25 protein-coding genes, 6 tRNA genes and 1 pseudogene are annotated in these 25834 nt (G+C 30.7%); 22 read left to right on the top strand and 10 right to left on the bottom strand.

Going from position 1 to position 25834, the window contains the following annotated elements:
• Positions 1 to 86: 86 nt before the first annotated feature.
• From LL038_RS19400 to LL038_RS19375, 6 genes are all read left to right on the top strand, one after another.
• Positions 87 to 177: transfer RNA gene (locus tag LL038_RS19400), tRNA-Ser, on the top strand.
• Positions 178 to 202: 25 nt separating this feature from the next.
• Positions 203 to 293 (top strand) — tRNA-Ser (locus LL038_RS19395).
• Positions 294 to 507: 214 nt separating this feature from the next.
• Positions 508 to 598, top strand: a tRNA-Ser gene (locus LL038_RS19390).
• Between the two features lie 26 nt (positions 599 to 624).
• A tRNA-Ser gene (locus LL038_RS19385) sits at positions 625 to 715 on the top strand.
• Between the two features lie 121 nt (positions 716 to 836).
• A complete protein-coding gene (locus tag LL038_RS19380) occupies positions 837 to 1364 on the top strand; it encodes a GNAT family N-acetyltransferase (protein ID WP_216126595.1) in 528 nt (175 codons plus the stop codon).
• A 50-nt stretch (positions 1365 to 1414) separates the two neighbouring features.
• Positions 1415 to 1491, top strand: a tRNA-Arg gene (locus LL038_RS19375).
• 135 nt (positions 1492 to 1626) lie between these two features.
• Here LL038_RS19375 and LL038_RS19370 read toward each other — a convergent pair.
• From LL038_RS19370 to LL038_RS19355, 4 genes are all read right to left on the bottom strand, one after another.
• Positions 1627 to 1755 (bottom strand): hypothetical protein, encoded by a 129-nt coding sequence (locus LL038_RS19370; RefSeq protein WP_253200142.1) that lies wholly within the window; start codon positions 1753 to 1755, stop codon positions 1627 to 1629.
• A gap of 1001 nt (positions 1756 to 2756) precedes the next feature.
• Positions 2757 to 2906: a hypothetical protein gene (locus LL038_RS19365; protein ID WP_216126592.1), complete on the bottom strand. Its 150-nt coding sequence runs from the start codon at positions 2904 to 2906 to the stop codon at positions 2757 to 2759.
• Positions 2907 to 3463: 557 nt separating this feature from the next.
• Positions 3464 to 3904: an Rrf2 family transcriptional regulator gene (locus LL038_RS19360; RefSeq protein WP_216126589.1), complete on the bottom strand. Its 441-nt coding sequence runs from the start codon at positions 3902 to 3904 to the stop codon at positions 3464 to 3466.
• A gap of 73 nt (positions 3905 to 3977) precedes the next feature.
• A complete protein-coding gene (locus tag LL038_RS19355; RefSeq protein WP_216126587.1) occupies positions 3978 to 4607 on the bottom strand; it encodes an NAD(P)-dependent oxidoreductase in 630 nt (209 codons plus the stop codon).
• 487 nt (positions 4608 to 5094) lie between these two features.
• Here LL038_RS19355 and LL038_RS19350 point away from each other — a divergent pair.
• From LL038_RS19350 to LL038_RS19340, 3 genes and pseudogenes are all read left to right on the top strand, one after another.
• Positions 5095 to 5674, top strand: a pseudogene (locus tag LL038_RS19350) (tyrosine-type recombinase/integrase).
• 280 nt (positions 5675 to 5954) lie between these two features.
• Complete coding sequence (locus LL038_RS19345; RefSeq protein ID WP_216126585.1) at positions 5955 to 6263, top strand: DUF6442 family protein; 309 nt, start codon at positions 5955 to 5957, stop codon at positions 6261 to 6263.
• Positions 6264 to 6276: 13 nt separating this feature from the next.
• Complete coding sequence (locus LL038_RS19340; protein WP_216126583.1) at positions 6277 to 6486, top strand: helix-turn-helix transcriptional regulator; 210 nt, start codon at positions 6277 to 6279, stop codon at positions 6484 to 6486.
• Between the two features lie 188 nt (positions 6487 to 6674).
• On the opposite strand, the gene LL038_RS19335 is transcribed toward LL038_RS19340, so the two are convergent.
• Together LL038_RS19335 and LL038_RS19330 are read right to left on the bottom strand one after the other, a co-directional pair.
• A complete protein-coding gene (locus tag LL038_RS19335; protein ID WP_216126581.1) occupies positions 6675 to 7253 on the bottom strand; it encodes a DUF3267 domain-containing protein in 579 nt (192 codons plus the stop codon).
• Between the two features lie 365 nt (positions 7254 to 7618).
• A complete protein-coding gene (locus tag LL038_RS19330; RefSeq protein ID WP_216126579.1) occupies positions 7619 to 7960 on the bottom strand; it encodes an SdpI family protein in 342 nt (113 codons plus the stop codon).
• A gap of 1111 nt (positions 7961 to 9071) precedes the next feature.
• On the opposite strand from LL038_RS19330, the gene LL038_RS19325 reads away from it, so the two are divergent.
• The 4 genes from LL038_RS19325 (at position 9072) to LL038_RS19310 (ending at position 14231) form a co-directional block, all read left to right on the top strand.
• Complete coding sequence (locus LL038_RS19325; protein ID WP_216126577.1) at positions 9072 to 11012, top strand: Ig-like domain-containing protein; 1941 nt, start codon at positions 9072 to 9074, stop codon at positions 11010 to 11012.
• A 242-nt stretch (positions 11013 to 11254) separates the two neighbouring features.
• Positions 11255 to 12634 carry a sugar porter family MFS transporter gene (locus LL038_RS19320; RefSeq protein WP_268055918.1) on the top strand — a complete coding sequence of 460 codons (1380 nt, stop codon included), beginning with the start codon at positions 11255 to 11257 and terminating at the stop codon, positions 12632 to 12634.
• Between the two features lie 210 nt (positions 12635 to 12844).
• Entirely contained in the window at positions 12845 to 13369 is a 525-nt protein-coding gene (locus LL038_RS19315; RefSeq protein WP_216126571.1) for a DUF2798 domain-containing protein, read from the top strand.
• 214 nt (positions 13370 to 13583) lie between these two features.
• Positions 13584 to 14231 (top strand): hypothetical protein, encoded by a 648-nt coding sequence (locus LL038_RS19310; protein ID WP_216126569.1) that lies wholly within the window; start codon positions 13584 to 13586, stop codon positions 14229 to 14231.
• Between the two features lie 135 nt (positions 14232 to 14366).
• Here the strand turns inward: LL038_RS19310 and LL038_RS19305 are convergent, their stop codons facing one another.
• On the bottom strand, positions 14367 to 15368 hold the full coding sequence (locus LL038_RS19305) for an HD domain-containing protein (RefSeq protein ID WP_268055917.1): 1002 nt from the start codon (positions 15366 to 15368) through the stop codon (positions 14367 to 14369).
• A 225-nt stretch (positions 15369 to 15593) separates the two neighbouring features.
• Between LL038_RS19305 and LL038_RS19300 the strand changes: the two genes are divergently transcribed.
• The 4 genes from LL038_RS19300 to LL038_RS19285 all read left to right on the top strand — a co-directional run bounded on the left by LL038_RS19300 (position 15594) and on the right by LL038_RS19285 (position 19642).
• The gene (locus tag LL038_RS19300; protein WP_216126568.1) at positions 15594 to 15986 is read left to right on the top strand and encodes a bacteriohemerythrin; all 393 of its coding nucleotides are present in this window, start codon (positions 15594 to 15596) and stop codon (positions 15984 to 15986) included.
• Positions 15987 to 16152: 166 nt separating this feature from the next.
• Positions 16153 to 16566, top strand: a complete 414-nt coding sequence (locus LL038_RS19295; protein ID WP_216126566.1) for a MerR family transcriptional regulator — start codon at positions 16153 to 16155, stop codon at positions 16564 to 16566.
• A 4-nt stretch (positions 16567 to 16570) separates the two neighbouring features.
• The gene (locus LL038_RS19290) at positions 16571 to 18028 is read left to right on the top strand and encodes an MFS transporter (RefSeq protein ID WP_216126564.1); all 1458 of its coding nucleotides are present in this window, start codon (positions 16571 to 16573) and stop codon (positions 18026 to 18028) included.
• 252 nt (positions 18029 to 18280) lie between these two features.
• On the top strand, positions 18281 to 19642 hold the full coding sequence (locus LL038_RS19285; RefSeq protein ID WP_216126562.1) for a methyl-accepting chemotaxis protein: 1362 nt from the start codon (positions 18281 to 18283) through the stop codon (positions 19640 to 19642).
• Positions 19643 to 19661: 19 nt separating this feature from the next.
• On the opposite strand, the gene LL038_RS19280 is transcribed toward LL038_RS19285, so the two are convergent.
• From LL038_RS19280 to LL038_RS19270, 3 genes are all read right to left on the bottom strand, one after another.
• Entirely contained in the window at positions 19662 to 20546 is an 885-nt protein-coding gene (locus LL038_RS19280) for a phosphatidylserine decarboxylase (RefSeq protein ID WP_216126560.1), read from the bottom strand.
• Between the two features lie 37 nt (positions 20547 to 20583).
• Positions 20584 to 22185 carry an ABC1 kinase family protein gene (locus tag LL038_RS19275; RefSeq protein WP_216126557.1) on the bottom strand — a complete coding sequence of 534 codons (1602 nt, stop codon included), beginning with the start codon at positions 22183 to 22185 and terminating at the stop codon, positions 20584 to 20586.
• Between the two features lie 218 nt (positions 22186 to 22403).
• Complete coding sequence (locus LL038_RS19270; protein ID WP_216126553.1) at positions 22404 to 22718, bottom strand: phasin family protein; 315 nt, start codon at positions 22716 to 22718, stop codon at positions 22404 to 22406.
• Positions 22719 to 22900: 182 nt separating this feature from the next.
• Here LL038_RS19270 and LL038_RS19265 point away from each other — a divergent pair.
• The 5 genes from LL038_RS19265 (at position 22901) to pfkB (ending at position 25829) form a co-directional block, all read left to right on the top strand.
• Positions 22901 to 22977 (top strand) — tRNA-Arg (locus LL038_RS19265).
• Between the two features lie 180 nt (positions 22978 to 23157).
• Positions 23158 to 23598, top strand: coding sequence for a nucleoside deaminase (locus tag LL038_RS19260; protein WP_216126552.1), 441 nt, complete (start codon positions 23158 to 23160; stop codon positions 23596 to 23598).
• Positions 23599 to 23616: 18 nt separating this feature from the next.
• The gene (locus LL038_RS19255; RefSeq protein ID WP_216108666.1) at positions 23617 to 23838 is read left to right on the top strand and encodes a (2Fe-2S)-binding protein; all 222 of its coding nucleotides are present in this window, start codon (positions 23617 to 23619) and stop codon (positions 23836 to 23838) included.
• Positions 23839 to 24121: 283 nt separating this feature from the next.
• Positions 24122 to 24883 (top strand): DeoR/GlpR family DNA-binding transcription regulator, encoded by a 762-nt coding sequence (locus tag LL038_RS19250; protein WP_216126549.1) that lies wholly within the window; start codon positions 24122 to 24124, stop codon positions 24881 to 24883.
• 16 nt (positions 24884 to 24899) lie between these two features.
• The gene (pfkB, locus tag LL038_RS19245; protein ID WP_216126545.1) at positions 24900 to 25829 is read left to right on the top strand and encodes a 1-phosphofructokinase; all 930 of its coding nucleotides are present in this window, start codon (positions 24900 to 24902) and stop codon (positions 25827 to 25829) included.
• Positions 25830 to 25834: the final 5 nt, after the last annotated feature.

Here is a 25834-nt window from a genome sequence, read left to right as displayed (position 1 = left end):
TTATTGCATGAAATATACAAAAAAAACAATAAATATGTTGACAATTAATATTTATACTGATATAATATATTTTGTTGCTACAATATGGAGGGATGGTCGAGTTGGTTTAAGGCACCGGTCTTGAAAACCGACGTACGTGAAAGCGTACCGTGGGTTCGAATCCCACTTCCTCCACCATTTTAAACAACGTAATATTAAGCCTGGAGAAGTACTCAAGTGGCTAAAGAGGTGCCCCTGCTAAGGGTATAGACTGGGCAACTGGTGCGAGGGTTCAAATCCCTCCTTCTCCACCAGAAACATTTAACGTTTGTTAGATGTTTCTTTTTTTTAGATAACAAATTATATCTAGATTAGATATGTTATGTAATACTATTATAATTTATCGTTAAATAGTAAGACATTTGTTTCATAAATTTAAAATGAAATATAATTATAGTAATAAGATTTAAAAAATATATTGACATGATATAAACATGCTGATATAATAAATCTTGTCGCATAGGACATGGAGGGATGGTCGAGTTGGTTTAAGGCACCGGTCTTGAAAACCGACGTACGTGAAAGCGTACCGTGGGTTCGAATCCCACTTCCTCCACCATTTTATAACGATATGAAATTAAGCCTGGAGAAGTACTCAAGTGGCTAAAGAGGTGCCCCTGCTAAGGGTATAGACTGGGAAACTGGTGCGAGGGTTCAAATCCCTCCTTCTCCACCAAAAACATCTAACATTTGTTAGATGTTTTTATTTTATTATGTGGGATATATATATCTATTTAATTGTTAATTTATTTACAGGTAACTAAAAATATAATTATTATAATAATTAAGGAGAAAATATGTTAAAAGGTAATAAAGTATTACTTAGATGTGTAGAACGAAAAGATCTAGATATATTTTATGATATTTGGTGTAATGAAGATATTAGAAAACTTGATGGTAAATTTAGATTACCTCCATCTAAAGAGGATATATTAAATAATTTCAGTAAATTTGTTAACCTGGATAAGAAATATCTTAGCATTGTAAACGAAAAAGGAATAGTTGTTGGATATATAACATTTAGAGAAAGCAATGAATGTAAAAATGTATATACACTAGGTATAACTATAGATAAAGGCTTTTGGAATAGAGGATATGGACAAGATGCTATAAAAGTATTGCTTCAATATTTGTTTATGAACATGGCTGCGCATAGAGTGGAGTTACAGGTATTGGATTTTAATTTAAGGGCGATTCAATGTTATAAACGATGTGGGTTTATCGTCGAGGGAAAGAAAAGAAAAGCTTGTTTTTCATATGGAAGTTACAGAGATGTAATAGGTATGGGAATTTTGATAGAAGAATTTATGAACATTAATTTGTAAAAAAACTTTACTCTTATCATATAATATGGTAGTATAGTAATGTAGTTTATGCGTTGGTAGCTCAGTTGGATAGAGTAGCTGGCTACGAACCAGTTGGTCGCAGGTTCGACTCCTGTCCGACGCACCATTAAACCCTTACAAACACTAAGTTTGTAAGGGTTTTTATTTTGATCAAAATATATATTTGCCCTCTTATTTGCCCCTTAAAGGATTTTATACATAAAAAAATGAGGGTTATTTTACCCCCGTTGATATATATAGATTATTTAATTTTTGTGAAGCTTTCTTCTTTACTATCCAATACATGGGTATAGGTGTCTAGGGTAATAGAGATACTTGCATGCCCAAGTAGTACCTGTACTGTTTTTGGATCTTCATCTAGCTCAAACAAGCTCGTAGCGAAGGTAATGACTCAGATCGTGGAATTTCATGTCTTGGATGTCCATTTCATTTAGAACTTTTTTAAATCTTTTTAACACATTTGCACTATCTAAATAATTACCAAACATATTACAAAACACAAGCCCATTATCTTGATATAAATTGCCCATTTTAAGTTTTAAAGCCTTTTGAGATAGCTTATAGTGTTTTAGCTTATGTGATTTTAGAGATATTATGCAAGCTACGTTAATAAGATACCACGTACTATAATAGTAGGGGGTATCTTCAATTTACTCTAGAAATATATAATCAGATATTATCATAACTTAAAATTTTAAATTTTATGAAAAATAAATTTAGTTTATATAGGGTATACCCCAGACAATAGCTAATAAATATATTTAAAATAAGGCTATAACTTATATAAATACATACTAAATATTTCGTTTTAAATTTGCATTTTAAATGAACTATTTAGTATTATGATAATAATAGTTATAATATATTTTCATATAGAAAAAAAGGAGGGTGCAAATAATTAATAATCCTTTAGATGGAAAATAACGGTACTAACGCCTAAACAATTACCAAAACTTAACATTTAGAGGGGCTATCATAAATTTTTTTGAAATATTTTTAATAATTCTTAAAGTGTAAAATTTCCACTTAGAGTTGAGAAATACCTTGAATATGTTTTAGCAATGTGCGTATAATGTATATAGAGAAAAGAAAATCATAATAACTATTGCCAATTAGACCGGCTAAGTCAAAATGGCTAAATACATGCAAAAAACGTAAGGCCGCTATCAAAATTTTGTAATACATAATGATTTATATTTTGATATGCCATAGACAATTAAAAAAAAATTAGACACTGGACGGCTAATCCAGTGTCTAATTATTTTTTTTGTGATATATTAATTGGGTTTCATTACTCTGCTAATTTTCTCTATCGGCTAAATAGAGAATTATTGGACAATCAATAACCACTTGGATATATAAATTTAAGTATTAGAAACCTGCTCTGCCAAGTGTTAGACCCAAACATGAAAATATAAGAGCAACTTTCAGATAAGACAATAACGTTCTTGTCTTAGCGTCTTCTACCGAATATTCTAATATTTGAATTAACCCAAGCATTGCTGAGAAAATAAAAATCATAATAACTACCACCTCCATTCGACACAGAGATGCTACCATCAATGATTATACCATTAAAATTAATTTATATAGAGAGTTTTATTACTTTACTTATATAAAATGCGAACTTATACTGTAATTTTATTAATGAGTTGAAAATAAGTGCATCAGAAAACTATAGTTAAATGAGACATTAAAAAAGACAGATAATAGCTTTTATAAACCCACTCAATTGGGTGTAAAAGTGTATCATGTGGTTTAATAGGTTTTGTGATACATATTATAATAAAGTAATAATGTAGTTTTTTATATACTATAATTTATCTTTTGCTATGGCATAAATGAGCAATTGACTACATTAGGGAAGAACGGCAATGTAACATATATGGTAATAACTGTCTTGTGGCTGTTTTTTGCACGAATCGTTGCCGTACCCCATGAACGTCCACACCATTATTTTCTTTCCCTTTAATGTGTCCAAGCCATCACCTCCCGATGGGCATAAGAAAAGCGCCTCCGAAGAGACGCTTTAAAGGATTATATGTTTTACTTCTCGTTACCCAAAGCTGGAATTGGACTCATTCCGCAGCTTCGATTTCTTTTTTAACATCTACTGCAACATCAGCCACTGTAATATAACGCATTTCATTTTCCATACATTCCTGAATCTTTGCCAGCTTTCCATCCATTGATTTATGAATGTTTCTCCCGATCGGACATTCTGGATTCGGATTTTCATGAAAATGAAATATCCCTTCATCATCCACGCAGTCCACCGCTTTATAAATATCATAGAATGAAATCTCGTTAAGACCTCTTGCAAGAGAAATACCGCTCTTTCCCTGACTGATATTGATAATACCGGCTTCCTTAAGGTTTCCCATCACGTTTCTCACGATAACAGGATTTACCCCGATGCTTCCCGCAAGAATGTTGCTGGTCACTTTTTCACTATCGCCTAAATAATCTATCACCACAAGGAGATGAACCCCTATTGTGAATTTGCTTGAAATCTGCATATCAACTTCCTCCTGATTGTAATATAATCCATTACAGGAAACGTGTCAATGCAAAGATTACAATCTTTATGCATTATTCACTGACGACACTGATTCTCTCTTTAATGTGTTTTCCGGATGCAATTTCATCAACCATAGAGAGTGCATAATCAGCATAAGAAATAACACTCTCTCCTTTGCTGTTAAGCTTTAATTCTTCGCCGCCAAGAATATATTTTCCGGTTCTTTCGCCATCTGCCTGGAAATCTCCTGCAGGGCTTACATATGTCCATTTTACGTCATTATACTTGCGAAGTTCAGCAAGAGCCTCTTTATGTGCATTCAAAACTGGCATTGCTTCAGCGGGGAACGGTGTAACATCTGCTACGGTTTGTGTATGATCCGGATTTACAAACAGACTTCCGGCACCGCCTACAACCAACAGCCTTTTATCAGTTCCTCTCAGAAGACCAGCTAAATGTTTCACTGCATCAGGGACAACATGAACCGTTTCCGGTGTCCATGCTCCTGCCGCATCAACTACAACATCAAAACCTGCAAGATCTTCCTTGTTGATATCAAAAATGTCCTTGATGAGAGAGTTTTTTGACGCCGTCTTGTTCTCGCCTCTGACAACAGCAGTAACATCCATACCTCTTTCTACCGCTTCCTTAACGATCAGTCTTCCTGCTTTTCCATTTGCCGCTACAACCGCTACTTTCATGATAATATCCTCCATTCATAAAAAATCTACTTGTAACATCATTTGTTACAAGTATAGTATATCAACTACTTTTCAACTTGTCAATAGTGTTATTACAAGTTTTAATCAAAAGCCCCTATGTCTAAAATATTCCTCCATCGTCCAATTTCATTCAGACTATACCGAAGAAAAAACTATGCCGAAAAAACTTCGGTTTTCGTTATTGTTGCTAGCATCAATACTTTTTCTATTGAAGTACCAAATATAAAGGAGGTACTTCAAAATGGAAATTAACACTATCTGCGATGCATTATTAGCTGTGCTAGATAAATCAGATTACCACGAACACACTATCTTTAACTACATAAAAACATGGATGTAATGTCCAACTTTTATATTTTGTTTTTATAAAAATGGATAAATACTTGCATTATCAACGGCTAACATGGTATTTTGAAGTTAGACATAATAGTTAAAAGGTCTATCTTTTGGAATGAGGTGCTTAAATATGATGAAGGAAAATGAAGAGAAAATAAAATATCTTACTCAAGCGGAAATGAAAAAAGTTTTTAAAGTTATAGAAAAAGATAATAGTAAACATGCTTTAAGGAACCTGAATATTTTTAGAGTAGCATATAAATGTGCTTTAAGAGCCTCTGAGGTTGTATAACAAGACTAGAGGTGAAATGTATTGCCACAGGCTTAAAGGGAGCAATAATAACACTATAAGACTAGATCAAGAAACTATTAAGATCTTAAACAAATATATTAGGCAAAGTGAGATTTGCGATAATCAGCATGTTTTGTTTTTAAGCCAGGAGAAAAAACCGATATCTCGCAAGACTTTAGACGTCTTGATGAAGAAATATTGTAACTTAGCTAAAATAAGTGATATAGAAAAGCACCATTTCCATACTTTAAAACATACTGCTGCTGTGCATTTAGCAGAATCCGAAATTGATATAAAAGAGCTGCAATACTATTTGGGCCATAAATCTGTAACAAACACATTAATATATTTTCAATTTACTACAAAGCAGCAGGAAACAATGTATGCTAAACTTCAGAAAAATAATCAGATGGTTTAAATAACTGATTTATAATACATTCAAAGTAAAGAATCAACTCATTATGTTACATTCAAAATGAAATTTTTAAGGAATAAGCAATAGACCCAATGTGAAAGTAACACAATTACTATTGTGTTACTTTCAGAATATTAATATATAGCTAATATGGTCTTGTTGATGTAAATATTAGTTGATATAATCATGACAAGTTATATTGTAAAAATGATAATATAACTTGTCATAAAGATTAATTAGTGGTATATTACAATTAGGAATAAATGGAAGGGAGAATTGGGTTATGAATAAAGAAGAAATTTTAGTGAAAAGCAGACAAGAAAAAAATGATGAAGGTATAGAATATCTAAAGACCAAAGGAAGAGGAATTGGAGTGATAGGATTTATTGCCATAATTATTTTCGTTGTAATTTATAATTTCATAAATGGACTAGATAGTTATTCTGTATTTTCAATTTTTTGGTCATATATTGCTCTGGATGGTTATGGAAAGTATAAGATACTAAAAGAAAAAAAATATTTAACAACCGCGATAGCAGGTATTGTCGCTTCTATTGGATTTTTAATAAGCTATATTTTGACAACAATCTAAGGAAGTGTGATTTATGGATGAAAAATTAATATTAAAAAACAAACTTAAAGTAGCTAGAGCAGAAAATAATTTATCACAAGGAGAATTAGCGGAAATGGTTGGTGTTTCCAGACAAACAATTAGTTCAATAGAAACAGGTCAATTTAATCCAACTGCAAAATTAGCATTGATATTTTGCATTGCATTAGATAAAAAATTCGAAGATTTATTTTACTTTGAATAAGCAATAGAGCCAAAGTGAATGTAACTCAATTGGTATTGTGTTACTTTCAGAATAGCAATACACGCTTAATAAAGTAAACTCACATCTAATGATATGAGTTTACTTGTGTTGACATATATGAATTTGTTTTACCAAAACTGAGTGTAATACGGTTAGTAGCAGCATCTTTGCTATTACTGCAAATATATTTAATAGTAATAACAGTTCAAACCTGACACCATCATTTTTGAATTCTTAGGCATTTCTCTTATTACGTGTACTAAATTACATAAATCACCCACCGCGATTGCTAGACATGCTGAACCTAGTATAAATAGTATAGAGTTAAATGTTATATTATAGTTTGGTATAAATGTCCATACTAACAGAGGTATGACACCAAGAATAACTGCGGGAAGTAAGAGAGTACAAATATAACGTACTTTAGCTATTGAACTACTGGGTGCTAAGCTTATTCCCCAATTAGTGTAATATACTAACACTGTACATTTAGGTGGGAAGCATACCGCATGTAAAAACTCATGAACTGATATAAACGGGAATGCGAGTGCAAATCCTGTTAAGTAACCTACTAAGTTTAAGTTGTATTTCCCTATATAGTTGGATTTTACATAAACACATACTACTATAAAGAAGATGATTGGTATTAACATTACAAAGATGTCTGACTTTCGTTGATTGTTTAGAAACTGAACTGCATTTAAAGGTATTTCGTTTTTAGGAAAAGTGTTTGCTTCGCTTAATTTACCTTTCCATTTTACTTTCATATCTACCACTCCTTCATTAAATTAGGATAGAAATATTTTAAGATTGTAATATAAATATTTATTTAATTATACTACTATTGCCTTATCCAAGAATCAGAATAATATTGATTAAATGAATGAAAAAACGTTAAAAGTTCGTATTACATCAACATAGAGTTCGTTTATTTTTTAGTGAAGTCATTTAAGCCAGGTATATAGCCAAAGTTCGTTTTTTGGATAATTTCACGACGTTTAACAGACCTCTCTAATTAGCCTATACTCTCATTCACGCTTTTACCTTATGCAATAAGGCTCTATTTCAATGCATAAAAGTGGTCTAATTGAGAAAATACACCCCATTTATGCATTATTTATCACTTTTCAAATTACATTTCTTTTCTGCTTCCGTCCATATGAAATAGTTTCATCAAATGTATTTCTTCATAAGCTATAAGAGCTATAGCACTTATTACTAATAAGACCAGTTGTACATTTTGATTATTATTAGCCATTGGTTGAATAATTGACCAAATTCCAAAAATACCATTAATAACTCCAAGTATTAGCATACTAAATCCACTATGTTTTTGTGATACATCCCATGTATCCTGATTTTTCCTTGCCAAGGGTGATTTATACCCCATTACACGATTTATACTTTTTGGTGGATATTTCATTAAAATAAAACCAAAAAATATAAAAAGTACTGCTACTGTTAGAGAACACATACATCTTCACCCCTATATTAATTTATATTTGTTTTGTTATTTTTTATTATACTATAATTACCATAAATACTATATAAAAGATGGAGATACTTCTTGTTAATAATGCAATAAGAGCATACAACATAATAAAGGTTATATTGTATGCTTTTATTTTATTTAAGTTGAATAAGATTTACTAGATAAATAAATAATTATAGGAGTTAAATAGGGCACATACTTAATAGCAGGTGCCTCTAGTATTAATACAAATTTGATCCTTATAGTTTAGGTTAACAGGTACTAGGTTAGCTATAAGGCAATGTTTCTTGTGTTTCTATACTAGCTTCAAAATGCTAACGAAAGTGTGCATACTAAAATTGCAATAATATGCATTTAACAAAACAACTGCTTAGAAAAATTATTGGAATAGTTTTGTTAAACGGATGATGGATTAGCTTTTAATGGAGATGAAATTGAAGTAGAAGGGACAAAAAAATATGGAAAATGAAATAGCGATTTAAATTCAAAGGAGTATATAAATTTTACCCTCTTTATTGCCCCTTATCGGTTATATTTAATAGGTATTATTTAAACTTAGCTAAAAAGTAGAATGACTATATGTAAGGGATTAAAGGCTTTTTAGCATCAATTAAACTTGACTATTACGAACCAGTTGGTCGCAGGTTCGACTCCTGGAAGGCGTACCATAGAAGCCCAGTAACTGTAATGGTTACTGGGCTATGTTTTTTGAAATAGGTACAATAAAGAAATATACAGCAACATAGATAAAATTGAGTTATGATTGTACTAAGCAAAAACCTTGGAAACACTAAGTTTTCAGGGCTTATTTTTTTTGGGGGTTTAACGACATTTCACAAGGAAAGTCTCTCACTATAAGTATTATCACATAATATTTCTTTTATATAAAATAAGATCACTGTATACTATTTTAGGTATACTTATACCGGTATTAATGGAATAATGAAACTATATTGTAAAAATAACGTATATAGTATGGGGGATAAAAAATATCAGTTCATATTTTAAAAAGATTTTTTTAGAAATTTCATCGATGAGATACATTGAAATATTTAAATAGTGTTAAATTAAAAATAATAGGGGGTAGAAATATATGAATAAAAAAATTACAAGTTCAGTGCTAGTTGCGTTAATGATAGCAGGATCAACATCCTTCTCAGCTTTTGCTGCAATGCCTACGGGTACTGTGGTAATAGGAACAAAGGCTTTTGACTTAACTTATGCTAATAACTCAGCAAACGATTCTGAAATCAATGCTGCAATGGTCGATGGTGGATCAGTTTATGTTAAAAATTTTAACGGAGACTGGATTGACAATCTTACAGGATCAAAAGTAGCTGCAAGCATTATACCAGCAGTAACTTATAAAAATGAAAAAGGTACAACTAATTTTGCTGCTTCAGATACAGATACAAATACGGTAGCTACATCAGTGGCGTTAAGTGCTATATCTAATAATCAACTTAAAGAAACATTTAATGGTAAAGTAGCAGATACAAGCAAAGTTGTATTTACAGTTAAAAGAGAAGCGACTCCTGTAACAATGGTTACTACTTGGAATGACGATAAAACAGAAGCTACATTGACCTATGAAAATAACTTACCAGAAGGTACATATACCGTCGGTGTAATGAATAACACTACTGATATTGGATCAAGTACAGTAGCTGTTGCAAAACAGAAAGTATCTAAAATTGAAATATTAGGGGATAAGGTTATTGTAGATCCTCCTATTCTTGTGGGTGCAACTAATTCTTCTAGTGGATTTTGGCCAGGAGATGGTCATGTTTCATACAAAGTACTTGATCAATATGGGGTAGATATTACAGAAAATTCATTAGCATCAAATATTAAGTGGAAAAGTACAATAGGTGCAATTACCGCTTCAAAGGGTTTAATCACAATAAGCATATTAGAGGGAGCCGGATTGAGAGATGTAGGGTATTTGACACAATATCCATCAACAACTATTACAGCTACTGATTCTGATAGTAATGTAAGTCAAAGTAATACACTTAAATTTGTAGATCAAGCATTGACAGTAAATAAAATTAAAAATATAACAAAGAACATAGGTGATAGTTATACATTACCAACAACTGTAACCGCAACTTTAGTTGATAAAACAACTAAAGATTTTGCTGTAATTTGGGATAAAGTGGCGAGCACGAAAGTAGCGGGACAATTTACATTTACAGGTACATTAACAATGGTAGATGGAATTGTTAATACAAATAATGTAACAGCATCAGCTACACTAATAGTAGCCATGCCTACTATTGATAAGACAGATATAACGAGTAAGTTTACTGATGAAAATTTTAAGAGTATTATATATTCGCACATAGGAAAAGCGGCTCCTCAGCCAATACTTGAGTCTGATGTTAAAGACATAAAATCTTTAGATTTGTCTAAAGATGATGTGAGTAGTTTAAACGGAATAGAGTATCTTACATCATTAACTGATTTAAATTGTTCAAATAATGGGTTAACAACATTAGATGTAAGTAAAAATACAGCATTAACTTCTTTAAATTGTGAGTATAATAAACTAACAACTTTAGATGTAAGTAAGAATTCAGTATTAACTTCTTTAGATTGCCAACGTAATAAACTAACAACCTTAAATGTAAATACAGCATTAACTGATTTAAAGTGCGGGTTTAATCTAATAGCAACCTTAGATGTAAGCAAGAATACAGCATTAACTTCTTTAGATTGTGGGTTGAATCAATTAGCAACCTTAAATTTAAATTCAGCGTTAATTAATTTAAATTGTGATTATAATAACTTAACAACACTAGATATAAGTAAGAATACAGCATTAACCTCTTTAGAGTGCAATAACAATAAACTAAAAACCTTAGATATAAGTAAGAACACAGAATTAACTTATTTAGAGTGTGCTCAAAATTATTTAACAACTCTATATTCTATTAAAGATACATGGAATAGTTTCATGTATAGACCTCAGTATATAGATTCACCTGTATATGCTATTACAGATAGTTTGGTCATAACAATTAAAAAATAGAGATTATTGATTAACAAGGATATTCATATTAAGTGAGTATCCTTGTTTTTTTTGCATCAACCGTATTCATATCTTATTAATTAACTATTTATTTTAATTTTAAAACTTTTTAAAGTGCATTGAAAAAGTTTATTTTAAGTGGTATACTAAATTCAAAATGAAAACGTTTAATATTTACAAATCCATGAGACAATAAATTTACAATTAACTTAAAATTAAATAAAAGATGGGGGATGGTTTTAGTGAAGGGAAAAAGAAAAATTAGCAATTCTTTAATTTATGTTTTCGGTGCACTTAGTGGACTTTTGTTTGGTTATGATACAGGAGTTATTTCAGGTGCTATTTTGTTTATTCAAAAACAAATGCACCTTGATTCATGGCAACAAGGCTGGGTTGTTAGCTCTGTATTACTAGGGGCTGTTCTTGGGGCTGCAATTATTGGGCCAATGTCAGATAAATACGGACGTAAGAAATTGATTTTATTATCATCAATTATTTTCTTTATTGGTGCAATTGGATCAGCATTTTCTCCAGGAATTTCGACATTGATTTTATCACGTATTGTTCTTGGTATGGCAGTAGGTGCTTCATCTGCTCTAATTCCAACATACTTAGCTGAATTATCACCTGCGGAAAAACGTGGTTCTGTGTCAAGTTTGTTCCAATTAATGGTAATGAGCGGTATTTTATTAGCTTATATAACTAACTATAGTTTCTCTGATTTGTATGCGGGTTGGCGTTGGATGCTTGGGTTTGCTGCTATTCCAGCCGCAATTCTTTTCCTAGGAGGTCTTGTATTACCAGAAAGTCCTCGTTTTTTAGTTAAAGATGGTAGACTTAATGAAGCACGAGATGTTTTAGAACAAATGAATAAACATAATGAAAGTGCTGTTAATGATGAACTTATCCAGATCAAGAAACAAGCTGGAATGAAAAGTGGCGGAATTAAAGAATTATTTGGTAAATTTGTTCGCCCAGCATTGGTTATTGGTGTTGGACTAGCTATTTTCCAACAGATTATGGGCTGTAATACAGTTCTTTACTATGCACCAACTATATTTACTGAGGTTGGATTTGGTGTTCAAGCGGCTTTACTTGCTCACATCGGAATTGGGATTTTTAACGTTATTGTTACTGTTGTAGCTGTCATGATAATGGATAAAGTTGATCGTAAAAAGATGTTGATTTATGGGTCTATTGGAATGGGAACCTCCTTACTAATTATGAGTTTTTCAATGAAGTTCTCTCATGGGTCATTAACTGCTGCAATTATCTGCGTTATCGCATTAACCGTTTATATTGGTTTTTTCTCAGCTACTTGGGGACCTGTGATGTGGGTAATGATTGGTGAAGTATTCCCTCTAAATATTCGAGGACTCGGCAACTCATTCAGTAGTGTAATTAATTGGGGTGCTAACATGATTGTATCATTAACATTTCCGCCATTACTGAATTTCTTTGGGACTGGTAGTTTGTTCATAGGTTATGGTGTCCTTTGTTTTGTTTCAATATGGTTTGTTAAATCTAAGGTGTTTGAAACGCGTAATCGTTCTCTTGAAGAGATTGAATCTACTCTTAGGGCGCATGCTAGTGAAAACGATAAGCAAAGCATTAGTAGTTAGAAATTAGTAGAACAGCTTTTTCTTATAGCTCTGCTATGGTAATTAAAATATATTTGGCTAAATATAATGAACAAAATTAAGGTATTACATGAATGAAAATATTATGTTATACTATTCAAAGTCAAAACAAATTCAATGCGTTGTACCGACGGTCATATTATCGTCGATACAACGCATTTTTTTAATTTAAGCAAAAGCGAGGAGAAAATTATGGAGAAATGTATGCCTACAAATGCAAAAGAAGGTTTAATTTACGGAGGTGTTATATGTGCATTGACTTGCATTTTTATGGCAACTATGAATATTTGTATTAACATGGGTGGAGTGTCAGGAGAAGCTGTAGCTATATCATTAAAATCAATTCCGTTAGTCTTTATAATTGCAATGATAATTGAGAACTTTATAGTGGGGAAGATAGCTGATAAACTGGTGAATGCTTTTATTTCACCAACAGATAGCTTAAATTCTCATATTATGTTTAGGACATTTTTTACCGTTATTGGTATGTCTATTATTATGACAATTGTGGGAGGAAGTTTAGCAAATGGGTTTAGTCTGGAAGCTATTAAAGAGTTCCCAATTAACTGGCCACGTAATTTTTGTGTAGCTATATTTTTGGAACTGATTATTGTACAGCCTATTGCAAGAACTGTGATGAGAAGAATGCATGAATTTAAAGAAAAATATCAAACAAATAATGGAAATGACAATGAGTTGGATAATAGCTTAGATTAATAGAAACAAAATGTTTTGAGCAATAAACAATTTTCATATATTATGCCCTAAGTAACCACATATCATTAGATGTGGGGCTATTATTTTTATATAAGAGTAGATTGTTTTATCAAATTTAAAAAATATATGTTATGTTAATCAAACAAAGAGGGCAATATATATGATAAACTAATAAGACTAACAAAAGTTAAATGGAAGAAGAGAGGTGTATAAAATGGGATTTATTAACGGCATATTTAATAAAAAAACTCAAAATGTAATAAATGATTATAAAAATAAAACTCCAGAAGATATACAATACATTGATTCATATATAGATATAATTAAACTAGCATTAGTGAAGAATAATATAACTACTGTTGAATTATTTTATTCATTTGATGGTGGAGAATTATTTGATAAGATCAAGGGTGAGAATTCATCTAGCAACATTTTAGTTTTATACAAAGGAGATATTGACAATTTAATTGCAAAAAACGGATATACTAGTGTGTATCACTCAAAACGAGGTAATTACTCTTTAGTTGTTTTTCAACATCAATTTATATATGAAGAGCTATTTGGAGTTGAATTATGGAATGATGGAAGTTCAACACCTGAGAAAATACATGCATTTAACTGTTACATAACAGAAAAAATCAATTATTTTGCAGGAATGAATTGTGAAGTTATGGGTATAGGTGTAGGAAATATCAACAAGAAACAGTATGAAAATTTGATGGAAGATTATCACAATGAAATTAAAATACCTAAGATTAAAACAACCCCAGGTAAAGTAGCAATATATACAGGGATTGCGTCTACAATTGGGGCTGGATTACTTATAGGGTTAAAAATATTGTCTAAAAAAGATAAAAAATAACACAAAAAATTAAATGCTGAAATGACACTTAAATTTAAATTATGGAAAAACAAATGTCGTGAAATTAACTTTCACGACATTTGTTTTAAAAAGATTTACGCACTATACTTATATTATAAAATATTAAACTTTTTCTTATAGGTACTTAAGTGATAAATCATCAAGTTCTGTCTTTATTTTAGAAATACCAAGGTGAGCAGCAATAGGTGAAAAAATATCTATTGTCTCTTTTGCCTTGTCCATCCATTTTTCAGGTTGCATATACTTGAGAGTTCGCATATTGTGAAGACGGTCTGCAAACTTAATTAAGATGACGCGATGGTCTACTTTATTGTCATCTTTATTTATTAAATCCCAACTAATTTTTTTGAATTTGGTAACTTCGTCTACTAATTGAGCTATTTCATTGGAAAATTCATTTGTAAGTTGATTTATTGTCACTAATGTTCCTTCTGATACAATATCATGAAACAGGCCAGCTATAATAGTTTCAGTGTCCGATTCCATTTCTGACAGTATAAGGGCAACACAGAGTGGATGGATGATATATGGTTCACCAGATTTGCGATACTGACCATCATGGGCTTTGTAAGCTAAATGATATGCCTTTTCCACCATGATTAAGTCATCAGAAGAATGATTCTTTTTAAAACTATAAGCCAAGTCCCTATACAATTCCTCTGGTTTAGTAAAGTCAACAGATGATTTCAAAAATGGGTTTGCATTATCTGATTGTATATTTTTTACAGGTTTTGTTGAATTATCAATCATAACATATCTATCTCCTTTTTCGTTAAACATATGGTTTGACATATGAATAGCATAAATCACATGTTGAGTTGGAGTAAAACCAAATTTTTTCTTAAATGCTTTGGAAAATCCACTATGTGTCTTGAAGCCAAATTCTATTGAAACATCAAGTATCTTCTTACCTGCGAATATATATTTTGATGCACAAATAAGCCGACGTTCCCTAACATATTCCATGAGCGACATTCCCATCTGCTCTGTAAAAATTCGTGAAAAATGATATACAGAATATCCAACTTCATTAGCTAGAAGTTCTATTGTCAATTCTTCTTTAATATTTTCTTCGATATATTCAATACACATAAAAATAGCATTTTTATATTTCACTTGGAATCACTCCTTCAACCATGTGTTAATTATAGTATAATCAAATTAATTTTATTTTGCTGTTCCATTTTTGCTAATATAGTTTTATGTTGACAGTTATGCTTAATATATCATATATTATAAATACATATTCGATTTTTAGAATATAGTAAAATTTAATTAGCAGCGAAGATTTTTATAAATTCAATTTAAATGGCTGTAAATTATGTCTGGGGGGAATTGAATATGTTAGTTTGGAAGGATAATTTTTCAATTGGAATGGAAATAATTGATGTTCAACATAAACATTTGTTTGATATAGGGAATCAAGCTTATTTATTATTAGAAAATGGATTAAAGGTTGATAAATATGATGATATAACTTTAATAATAGAAGATTTAGAAAGGTATACTATATATCATTTTAAGTGTGAAGAAGAATATATGCTTAAAATCAATTATTCTGGATATGAAAATCAAAAGAGAGAGCACACTGAATTTATTAATAAAATACATAAAATGCGGTTAGTTGATATCGACAAAGACCAACAGGAAGCTATAGAAGATTTGCTAGCGGTTATCTTTAACTGGCTTATAGATCATATATTAGGTGAAGATAGATTGATAATGGGAATGTAGATTAATAAGAAATCTAAAAAAACACTAGAAAACTAAGGACCCAGTAACTGCAATAGTTACTGGGTTTAATTATTTTTTGAAAATTCATAAGTAAAGGTTTTAATATAGAACTATATCCTTGACGTGAAGGTTATAGTAGCGTAATATATTTCATCGGGGGTGAATTATGGATACAAAATATTATAAAATCGAAGAAGTTGCGACTATTACTGGACTTACGAAAAGAACTTTAAGATATTATGAAGAATTGGAACTTATAATCCCTAAAAGAACAGATGCCTCTTATAGATTATACAGCGAAGAAGACATTGAGAATATTAATAGAATAAAGGAGTTAAGAGAAGGTCTAGGATTCTGCTTAAATGATGTTAAAGTTATTCTGGATTTAGAAAAAGACTTTAAACGAATTTTCAAAGAAAACTTAAAAGATGATATTATGATAAATAAATCTATAAACCTTATTAAAAAACAAATAATATCAATCGAAAAAAAAGAGCTTTCACTTGGTAAATCTAAAGAAAAATTTAAAATAGCGCAAGTAAAGCTTGAAGAATTTCATCGAACAAAACAGGAGGAATAATTTAATGGAAAAAATCAACTACAAATGGACAGCACTATCATGTACTACACTAGGGGCTCTATTTTCAGTTCTTAGTGGGAGTACATTGCTTATAGCACTTCCATCTATTATGAAAGATTTGCACACAAATATGAGTATAGTTACTTGGACTATTATGGGATATATGCTCGTAATGACAATATTGGTTCCTTCAATTGGAAGGATGGCAGATATGGTGGGCAGGAAAAAACTTTATGTCAGTGGATTCGCAGTTTTTACCTTAACATCGATTTTATGTTCAATCTCTCAAACGGGACTTCAACTCTTAGTATTTAGAATGATTCAAGCAGTTGGAGGAGCTCTAATGGTGGCAAATAGTACTGCAATAGTTGCAGATGCTTTCCCTAAAAGAGAACTTGGAAAGGCACTTGGAATAAACAGCATGATAATATGTGTGGCATCAGTTGCTGGACCTATCCTTGGAGGCTTTCTTATAAGTATTAGTTGGAGAAGTATTTTTTATATTAACATCCCAATAGGTATTATTGGAACACTTTGGGCAGCTTTTAAACTTAAAGAGACAAAAGTAACTTTTGAAAAACAAAAGTTTGATATAAATGGTACAGTTGCTTTTTCCGCAGGGATGCTTGCACTACTAACAGCATTAACTTTAGGTGGTTTTAGTGGATGGTTTAATATTTATGTATTAACATTATTTTTAGTGGCAATTATTCTTTTAACATTGTTTGTTAAAATAGAAAATACAGTTGAAGCTCCTATGCTTGATTTAAGGTTACTTAAAACTAGAGTACTTGCCTTTGCATTTGCAGCTAATTTTCTAAATGGCGTTGCAAGAGGAGCAGTAACATTTTTATTAATATTTTACTTACAAGGAGTAAAAGGAGTAGATCCAATGCTCGCTGGGATACTTTTATCACCATTCGCAATAGCTATGATGATTGTGTCACCATTTAGTGGGTGGTTATCAGATAAATATGGCGTAAGGATTTTAAGCTCAGTAGGACTTCTTATTTCCGCTGTAGGACTTGCAGGGCTTATGGTTATAAAGCCTGATACACCTATTGTTGAACTTGTTATATGGATGTCGATTATGGGGTTTGGATCAGGGATGTTCTTTGCACCAAACACAAGTGCAATAATGGGAGGTGTACCTGCAGATAAGAGAGGCATAGCCGCTGGGCTTCGTACAATGCTAACTAATGCTGGAATGGTACTCAGTATTGCAATTTGCATGGCGATTATATCATCTAGTATATCACCTGATGCTATGCAAGCACTTTTCATTGGATCACAAGTAGGTGGTCAAGGAATTGCTACTGGACAATTTATTACAGGCCTTCGAACAGCATTTACACTCTGTTTCGTTTTTAGTTTACTAGCTGCATTTATGTCTTATTTAAGAGGCCCAAATGCAGTATGGGAGGAAGAGGCGGAACAAAAAGAAGATAGAATTTACAATTAAATAAAAAATGTACCTAAACTATAATATGTACCCTGTGGAATAGATTTTTTTAAATATCTATCCCACAGGGTATTTTTATCTTAGATAAAATAACCTAAAGACCTTAAGTAGTAATAACAAATACTCGATAAAGATATTATAGTATATATTTAACAAAGCATCAGAAAGTATATTACAAAGTATGAATTATATGTTAATATGTATTCAAGAATATTTTTAAAGTATAATTAAACATAAATGAGGAGGGACATAATGAGTGTTAAACATTCGGATGTTGTAGAAAAACAGGAAAGCGAAGGTAATAAAAGGGGTATGTCTATAAGGAAAAAAATACCTTTATTTTTCGGAATATTAATAGCTATATCTATGATGACAATTTCTATTTTTACATATATAAAGTCATCACAAATAATATCAAATCAAGATGGGATAAGACAAGCAGTGGATCAATTGGCGAATGGAGTTTATATAATATCAATAATAGTAATTATAATTTCTATATTAATAGGTATAGTTTTATCAAGGTTATTAATAAAACCATTAACAAAGGTAACGATATTAATTGATAAAACCTCTAAATTGGATTTAAGTGATGACGAGGATATAGAAAAATTAACTTTAATAAATGATGAGTTCGGAGATATAGCTAGGACTATAGTTAATATGAGAAAGACATTAAAAGATGTTGTAAAGGATTTAACAGAAGCATCAGAAAATATAAGTAATAATGAACATTCTGTTGAAGAACTTGCGAATACACTAAAAAATAAGGCAGAAGAAAGTTCTAGTGAAACCAAAACATTATCAGCTGGAATGGAAGAAACTGCGGCGACAGCACAAGAAATTTCAACTTCTTCAGGAGAAATGAAAAATATGGTTAGTATAATAGCCAAGAAGGCGTCAGAAGGAACAAGCATAGCTCAAAACATTGTTCAAAAAGCAATGGGAATTACAATGGGCACAACTGGCTCTAAGGAAGAAACGGATAAAATATATGGTAATATAAAAAACAAGTTAGAAGCCGCAATAAATGATTCGAAAGCAGTTGAAGAAATACATGGACTGGCAACATCAATACTTCATATAACTAGCCAAACTAATTTATTAGCTCTAAATGCAGCTATTGAAGCTGCTAGGGCTGGAGAAGCAGGAAGAGGATTTGCTGTAGTGGCAGATGAGGTTAGAAAGCTAGCAGAGCAATCCGGAGATACAGCAGCTAATATTCAAAATGTAGTTAAAGTGGTAAGTGATTCTGTAAAAAATCTATCTGCTAGTTCGCTTAAAATGTTGAATTTTATGGATGAAGAGGTTTCTTTGAATTATGAAATTATTATGGGCACAGGTAAAGAATATACAGATGATGCAGAGAATTTCAATAAATTCATGAAAGAATTTGATGAAACAGCGAAACATTTAAATGAATCAATAAATGGAATTTCAATTGCAATAGATCAGGTAGCGGGTACTGTTAATGAAAGTGTAGAAGGTATATTTAAGATATCAGATAAGAGCATCGATATTGTAAATGAAACGGAAGCAATAAAAAACACTACTGGTGGTAATAAAATTAGTGCAGAAAAATTAAGAAATATAATCTCAAAATTTAAAATGTAATAAAAATAGGACTGAAAGATTATTTCAGTCCTATTTTTTCGCCCATTAATACAGCGGTTTCAAAACCTAATTGTGTTTGAAGTAACAAATTATCGTCAATTTTTACAGCGTTTTTCTTAAATAGTATAATTACCGTGGAGCCACCAAATTTAAAATACCCTTTCTCATCTCCTTTTATAACTCTTGAATCCTCGCTGTAACTTTGAATAATTGTACCTACACATGTTGCACCGACTTCCATATAAATAGTATCTCCAAAATTATCTGAGTGAAAGACACTCCATTCTCTTTTATTTTGACAAAATAATTTATTTATATTTTTTAGAGCAACGGGATTTACAGAATAATAATGACCTTTAATTTTAGTAGTACCTCCGCAAACTCCATTGTCAATAAAATGAAATCTATGATAATCGGTTGGACACAATCTAAAGATTAAGCATGTAGCTTCATTGTATAAATTGTATATTTTATCATCTTGTAGTAGTTCTTTAAGTGAATATGTAAAACCTTTAATTTGAACTATTTTATTTAAGTTAATATTTTCATAAGCAGATATTTTTCCATCACAAGGTGATATTAAAATATTATCATTTTTATCGATTATTCGGGCACCTGGTTTTAATGACCTTATAAAAAACTCATTAAAAGATGGGTATTCATTATAATTCTTAGAATACATAGACATATCAATATCAAGTACCTTGATAAAATTCTTGATTTTTTTAGAACTCATTTTTGTATCGCAATAATAACCGTATAATTTTGAAAAAAGTTTTTTCTTAAGTAGTAATTCAACTAGCCCTTTGCCGGAAGGAGAGGAATAAGACCAATTTAAATATTTTTCACCAGCTACTTTTTCGATCTCATATTTATTTTGTTTTCTATTGTAATATTTAATCATAAAAACACCTCGATTTTAATAGGATTATAGTTTGTTATTATAATTTACCAGATTTTATTATAGAAATTAATAACCAAAAGCCCATGAAGGCTGCGGTTAAAAAACCAGTTATACCAATAATTGTTACATTGTATATTTTAGGACCTATATTAGAATTTAAAACTGTCGAAGATCCTATAATCGTAGAAGAAATAATAAGAGCAGAAACCAATCTATTTATACCTTTGTTTAACTCGCTTATAGGAGTACTTAAATTTTTGTGTTCAAGTTGAAGTTTAGCCCTTCCACTTATTAAACTGTCAGATAATTCTATAATTTTTGAGGGAAGTCTAAATGAATCTTTCATAAATGAATATGAATGGATAAGTAAAGTGTTAAAATCTAAATTAGTTAATATAGAAAATTTATTATTAGCTTTTACATAAGGGATAGCTATATCAATTATTTTTATATCGGGAGCTATGCTTGCGATTACTCCTTCTAAAATTACAAGGGATCTTATTAAGAGTGTAAAATCACGAGGCAGGCGAATATTGTTTTGCCTAGCTATATCAAAAATTTCAGAAAGCATAACAGAAATTTGAATATTATTTAAAGAAGTTGAAAGGTAATTTACAATAAGGTAATCTAAATCTTCATAGAGTTTATTTCTATCGACATATCCCTTTCTTATTCCTATAGTTAAAAGAGCGGAAATCATTTTATTTATGTCATTAAGGGCAATAGCCGATATCATATCATTTAGTGTTGATTTTATGGAGATTGAGAGGTTACCCATAATTCCAAAGTCAATAAAACAAATTTTGCCTTCACGTATAAATATATTTCCAGGATGTGGGTCGCCGTGGAAAAAACCATCTTGTAGGATTTGTTTTAGGTAAGATAAAGCTAATTTTTTACCTAAATCATTAACATCATAATGGCCAATTAAAAGATTTTTTTTATCATCGACTTTAAAACCATAAATTCTTTCCATGGTTATAACCCTAGTGCTTGATAAATCGTGAATAACATAAGGCACGTATAAGAATGTTATATCTTTATTAAAATCTCTAAATTTATCCATATTATTAACTTCGTTGTTAAAATCAACTTCAAGTTCAGTTGTTAAAAGGATCTCGTGAAGCGCTTCTTCTGGGTCAATTAGTGCATCAGCGAATTTTGTTTTAGTGAACTTTACTATGCGAATCAATATAGAAATATCTGTTTTCATCTTTTCAGCAATATCAGGTCGTTGAATCTTTACAACTACTTCGCGACCATCCTTTAAAGTGGCTTTATGTACTTGGGAAATAGATGCAGAGGCTAAAGGTTTTTCATCAAAGGTTTTAAAGCAGTCAGTTGTTGATATTGAAAATTGATCGAAAAATACTTTTTTTACTGTCTCGATGCTTTCTGGAGGGACTCTATCTTGGAGTTTCGAAAGCTCACTTATATAATCAGGCGGTAATAAATCTGGCCTAGTACTTAATATTTGTCCAATCTTTATAAAAGTAGGTCCAAGTTCTTCAAAGGCTTTTCTTAAATTTTCAGGGAGTTTATTTTGTTTATTAAACTTAGAGTCTACAATATATCCAAAGCCATAAGAACCAAGAACTTTAACAATTTTTTTGAATCGATTAACAGAACTTCGTCTCATTTTATACCTCACTTAGATTAGCACCTTCACAGCTACTCATAGCCGTGGGTCTTTTAATATTAATGGCTTCACAAGGTAAATTACATTCTTTATGAAACTTTACGGTTATTGTAATATATAATGACTTTTCAAAAGGAGCAGTTTTTCTTTAAGATATGTATTTAAAAATAAAAGCCCTATATAAAATCAGGACTCTTATTAGATTTGAATTTGTAAAATTATGAGTGACTTGTTTCTAAATTTGCCAATCTTTTATTTACATTTTCAATATCTTCTTTAGTTGCAAAATTCATATCCTTTAGAAGTAAAATCATATCTTCTTTTGTTAAAGTGTTCTTATCTTTTGTCAAAGTGATTTCTTCTTCTTTCTTTTCTTTTACAGTTCGTTTTAGTTCTTCAGATAAACATTTACCCTCATCTAGTGTAAGCTTACCCTTTTGTACGAAATCATCTATTAAATTTGTAGCCTTTTCAAAAGTGTATGCTGCAGAACCTAGTCCAGCGAGAAAAAAATTCTTTATATCATTATTCAATTAAAACACCTCCAATTAATAGTACATAATGTATATTATATACTATTAAGTGGATTAAAATTCTAATAATAGATAAACAGTGTAATATGTATGTCAACATTTTTTAGAATTCATTTTTTAACAGACTATAGGTTGACATATTTATGAAAGTGTAATATTATATTGAGGTAGAAATAAAATATGCACCCATAGCTCAGTTGGATAGAGCGTCCCCCTCCTAAGGGGAAGGCCGGAGGTTCGACTCCTCTTGTGTGCACCAAGAAAACTAGCAAAGGAATCCTTTGCTAGTTTTTTTTATTTGTTATTATTTTAATTTTATATTTATCATTATCATTATATAATCTCAAAATGTATGTAAATATAGTTATATTGAAAATATGTTATTTAAGAAGTATACTATAAGGAATAAAAATAATTATTTATAAAATAAGGGGTTTACATGAAAGAATATTTTATTCATGAAGCATTAAAAGAAGCTAAAAGATCATTATTACTAAATGAAGTGCCTGTAGGTGTGGTAATAGTAAAAGATAATAAAATAATTGCTAGAGCACATAATTTAAGGGAAACAATGCAGGATGCCACTGCCCATGCAGAAGTTTTGGCTATAAAAGAAGCTTGCATAGTTTTAAATAGTTGGAGATTAACAGGATGTGATATGTATGTAACTTTAGAACCATGCCCGATGTGTGCAGGTGCTATATTACAGTCTAGGATAAGCAAACTATATATAGGTATTTTCGATCCTAGTGTAGGAGCTTGTGGTTCCGTCATTAATGTTATTCAAAATGATGACTTAAATCATTGGACAGAAATAAATTGGTTATATAATGAGGAATGTGGTAATTTATTAACTGATTTTTTTAAAGATAAAAGATAGCTTAAAGGAGAAATAATTATGGAAAATAATATAAATAGTAAAGTCTTAGATAAACTTACCAAAATATGCTTATGTAAAGTTATATCAAAGGCTACAATAAAAAAGGCTATAAAAAATGGTGCAAAAACATTAGAAGATGTTCAAAAAGTAACAGGAGCGGGATCAGGTGGATGTAGAGGTCATAGATGTACACCTATGATAGAGGACATTCTAAAACAAGAATTAGAGAAAGAAAACTAAAATAAAGGTAATTTCAAGTTAGGTATTTATATAATAAAAACGAAGCCAATAGGTTTCGTTTTTATTTTTTTTTGAAAGAGTGTATAAACAAATATTTAGTATATTTTATGTGTTTTTAATTATAATAAAAAATAATCTGAAAATAAAATAAATAATAATATTTTTTGTATTGACAACGTTATCATAATATATTAAAATGAACACAAGTGAAAGCAAACGAAGAAAAATAAAATACAAACGAACATTAATATATTAAAATAAAACAAAAGGAAGGATAAATTATATGTTTCCTGAAGAAAGAAAATCAAAAATATTAAATAGCTTGAATAAATATGGAAAAGTAAAAGTGTGCGATTTATCTCAGCAATATGAAGTGTCAGAAGTCACCATTAGACGTGACCTTCAAGAGCTAGAAGAAGATAAAATGATTAAAAGAGTACATGGTGGGGCAGTACTAAATGGGAATACTAAATTTGAACCTACTTTTTCAGAAAAAATAGATAAGTTTTATGATGAGAAAGAATCTATTGGAAAGCTTGCAGCATCAATTATAGTAGATGGAGATACAATAGCACTAGATGCAGGCACAACAACCATTAGCATTGCTAGGCAAATAACAGCTAAAAATATAACTGTTTTAACAAATTCTGTGGATGTAGCCTATGAGCTTGCTAAAAAAAGAGATGTTGAAGTTATTATTACTGGAGGTACACTTAGGTGGGAAACAAGAGCAATGGTAGGACCAGTTGCAGATAATGCACTTAAAAATTTTAGGGTAGATAAGGTCTTTATAGGAACTAATGGTATTTGTATTAGTAATGGTTTAACTACTCCAAATATTATTGAGGCTAACACAAAGCGAGAAATGATGAAAATTGCAGATCAAACTATAGTAGTATGTGATCATACTAAATTTGGAACAGTCTACTTTGCGAAAATAGTCAATTTAGATAGTGTTGATATTATAATTACAGACAATCAAATAGACAACAACATCATTGAAGAGTTTGAAGAAAAGGGCGTAAAAATTATGAAAGCAAAATAATTATGGGGGTGAGTGAATGATAATAACAGTGACATTAAATCCAGCAATAGACAAAACTATTGAAATAGATGACTTTAAAATTGGTAATGTCAATAGAATCTCATCCACAAGAGTTGATGTTGGGGGAAAAGGAATTAATGTATCTAAAGTTATTAAGGAATTAAAGTATAAAAGCTTAGCGTTAGGGTTTGTAGGTGGAACTAGTGGAAATCAAATAAAAGATTATTTAAATGATTCAAACATTAATAATGATTTTTTATCTGTAAATGGAGAAACTAGGACTAATATAAAAATATTTGATAAAGTTAATAACACACATACCGATATAAATGAGAACGGTCCTAGTGTAACGTTAGATGATATCAATAATATAAAAGGTAAGATTATGGAATATTGTGATGAGGAATCTTTAGTAATCCTTTCAGGTAGTGTGCCAATTGGAGCAAGCAGTAGCATATACGGTGATATTATTAAAGATATAAAAAATAAGGGCGGTAAGGTTATATTGGATGCGGATGGCGATATGCTAATGCAGGGAATAAAAGCTGGTCCTTATATAGTGAAACCAAATGTTGAAGAGCTTGAAAAGGCATTTGGCATTAGCATTGATAACGAAGAGAAAATTATTCAAACTGCTAAAAAAATATTAAAGTATGGAGTTAAATTTGTAGTAATTTCGCAAGGATCAGAAGGTTCATTAGTTATAAGTACTGATAAAATCGCAAAGGTAGTTGGCCTAAAGGTAGAAGTTAAAAGTACAGTCGGGGCTGGAGATTCAATGGTTGCGGCAATGGCTGTAGGAACCCAGAACAACTATGGTTTTGAAGAAACTATGAAACTTGCTTGTGCAACCAGTGCTGCTAATGTAATGACTGAGGGGACTCAGACGGGAAGGTTAATTGATATAGAGAAGCTAAAAAAACAAGTTACTATAAAATATCTATAAGAAAG

Source organism: Clostridium estertheticum (assembly GCF_026650985.1).
Taxonomy (GTDB): Bacteria; Bacillota; Clostridia; order Clostridiales; family Clostridiaceae; genus Clostridium_AD; species Clostridium_AD estertheticum_C.
The sequence above is the reverse complement of the archived record's forward strand: the minus strand, read 5'-3'. Positions and strand labels throughout refer to the sequence as shown.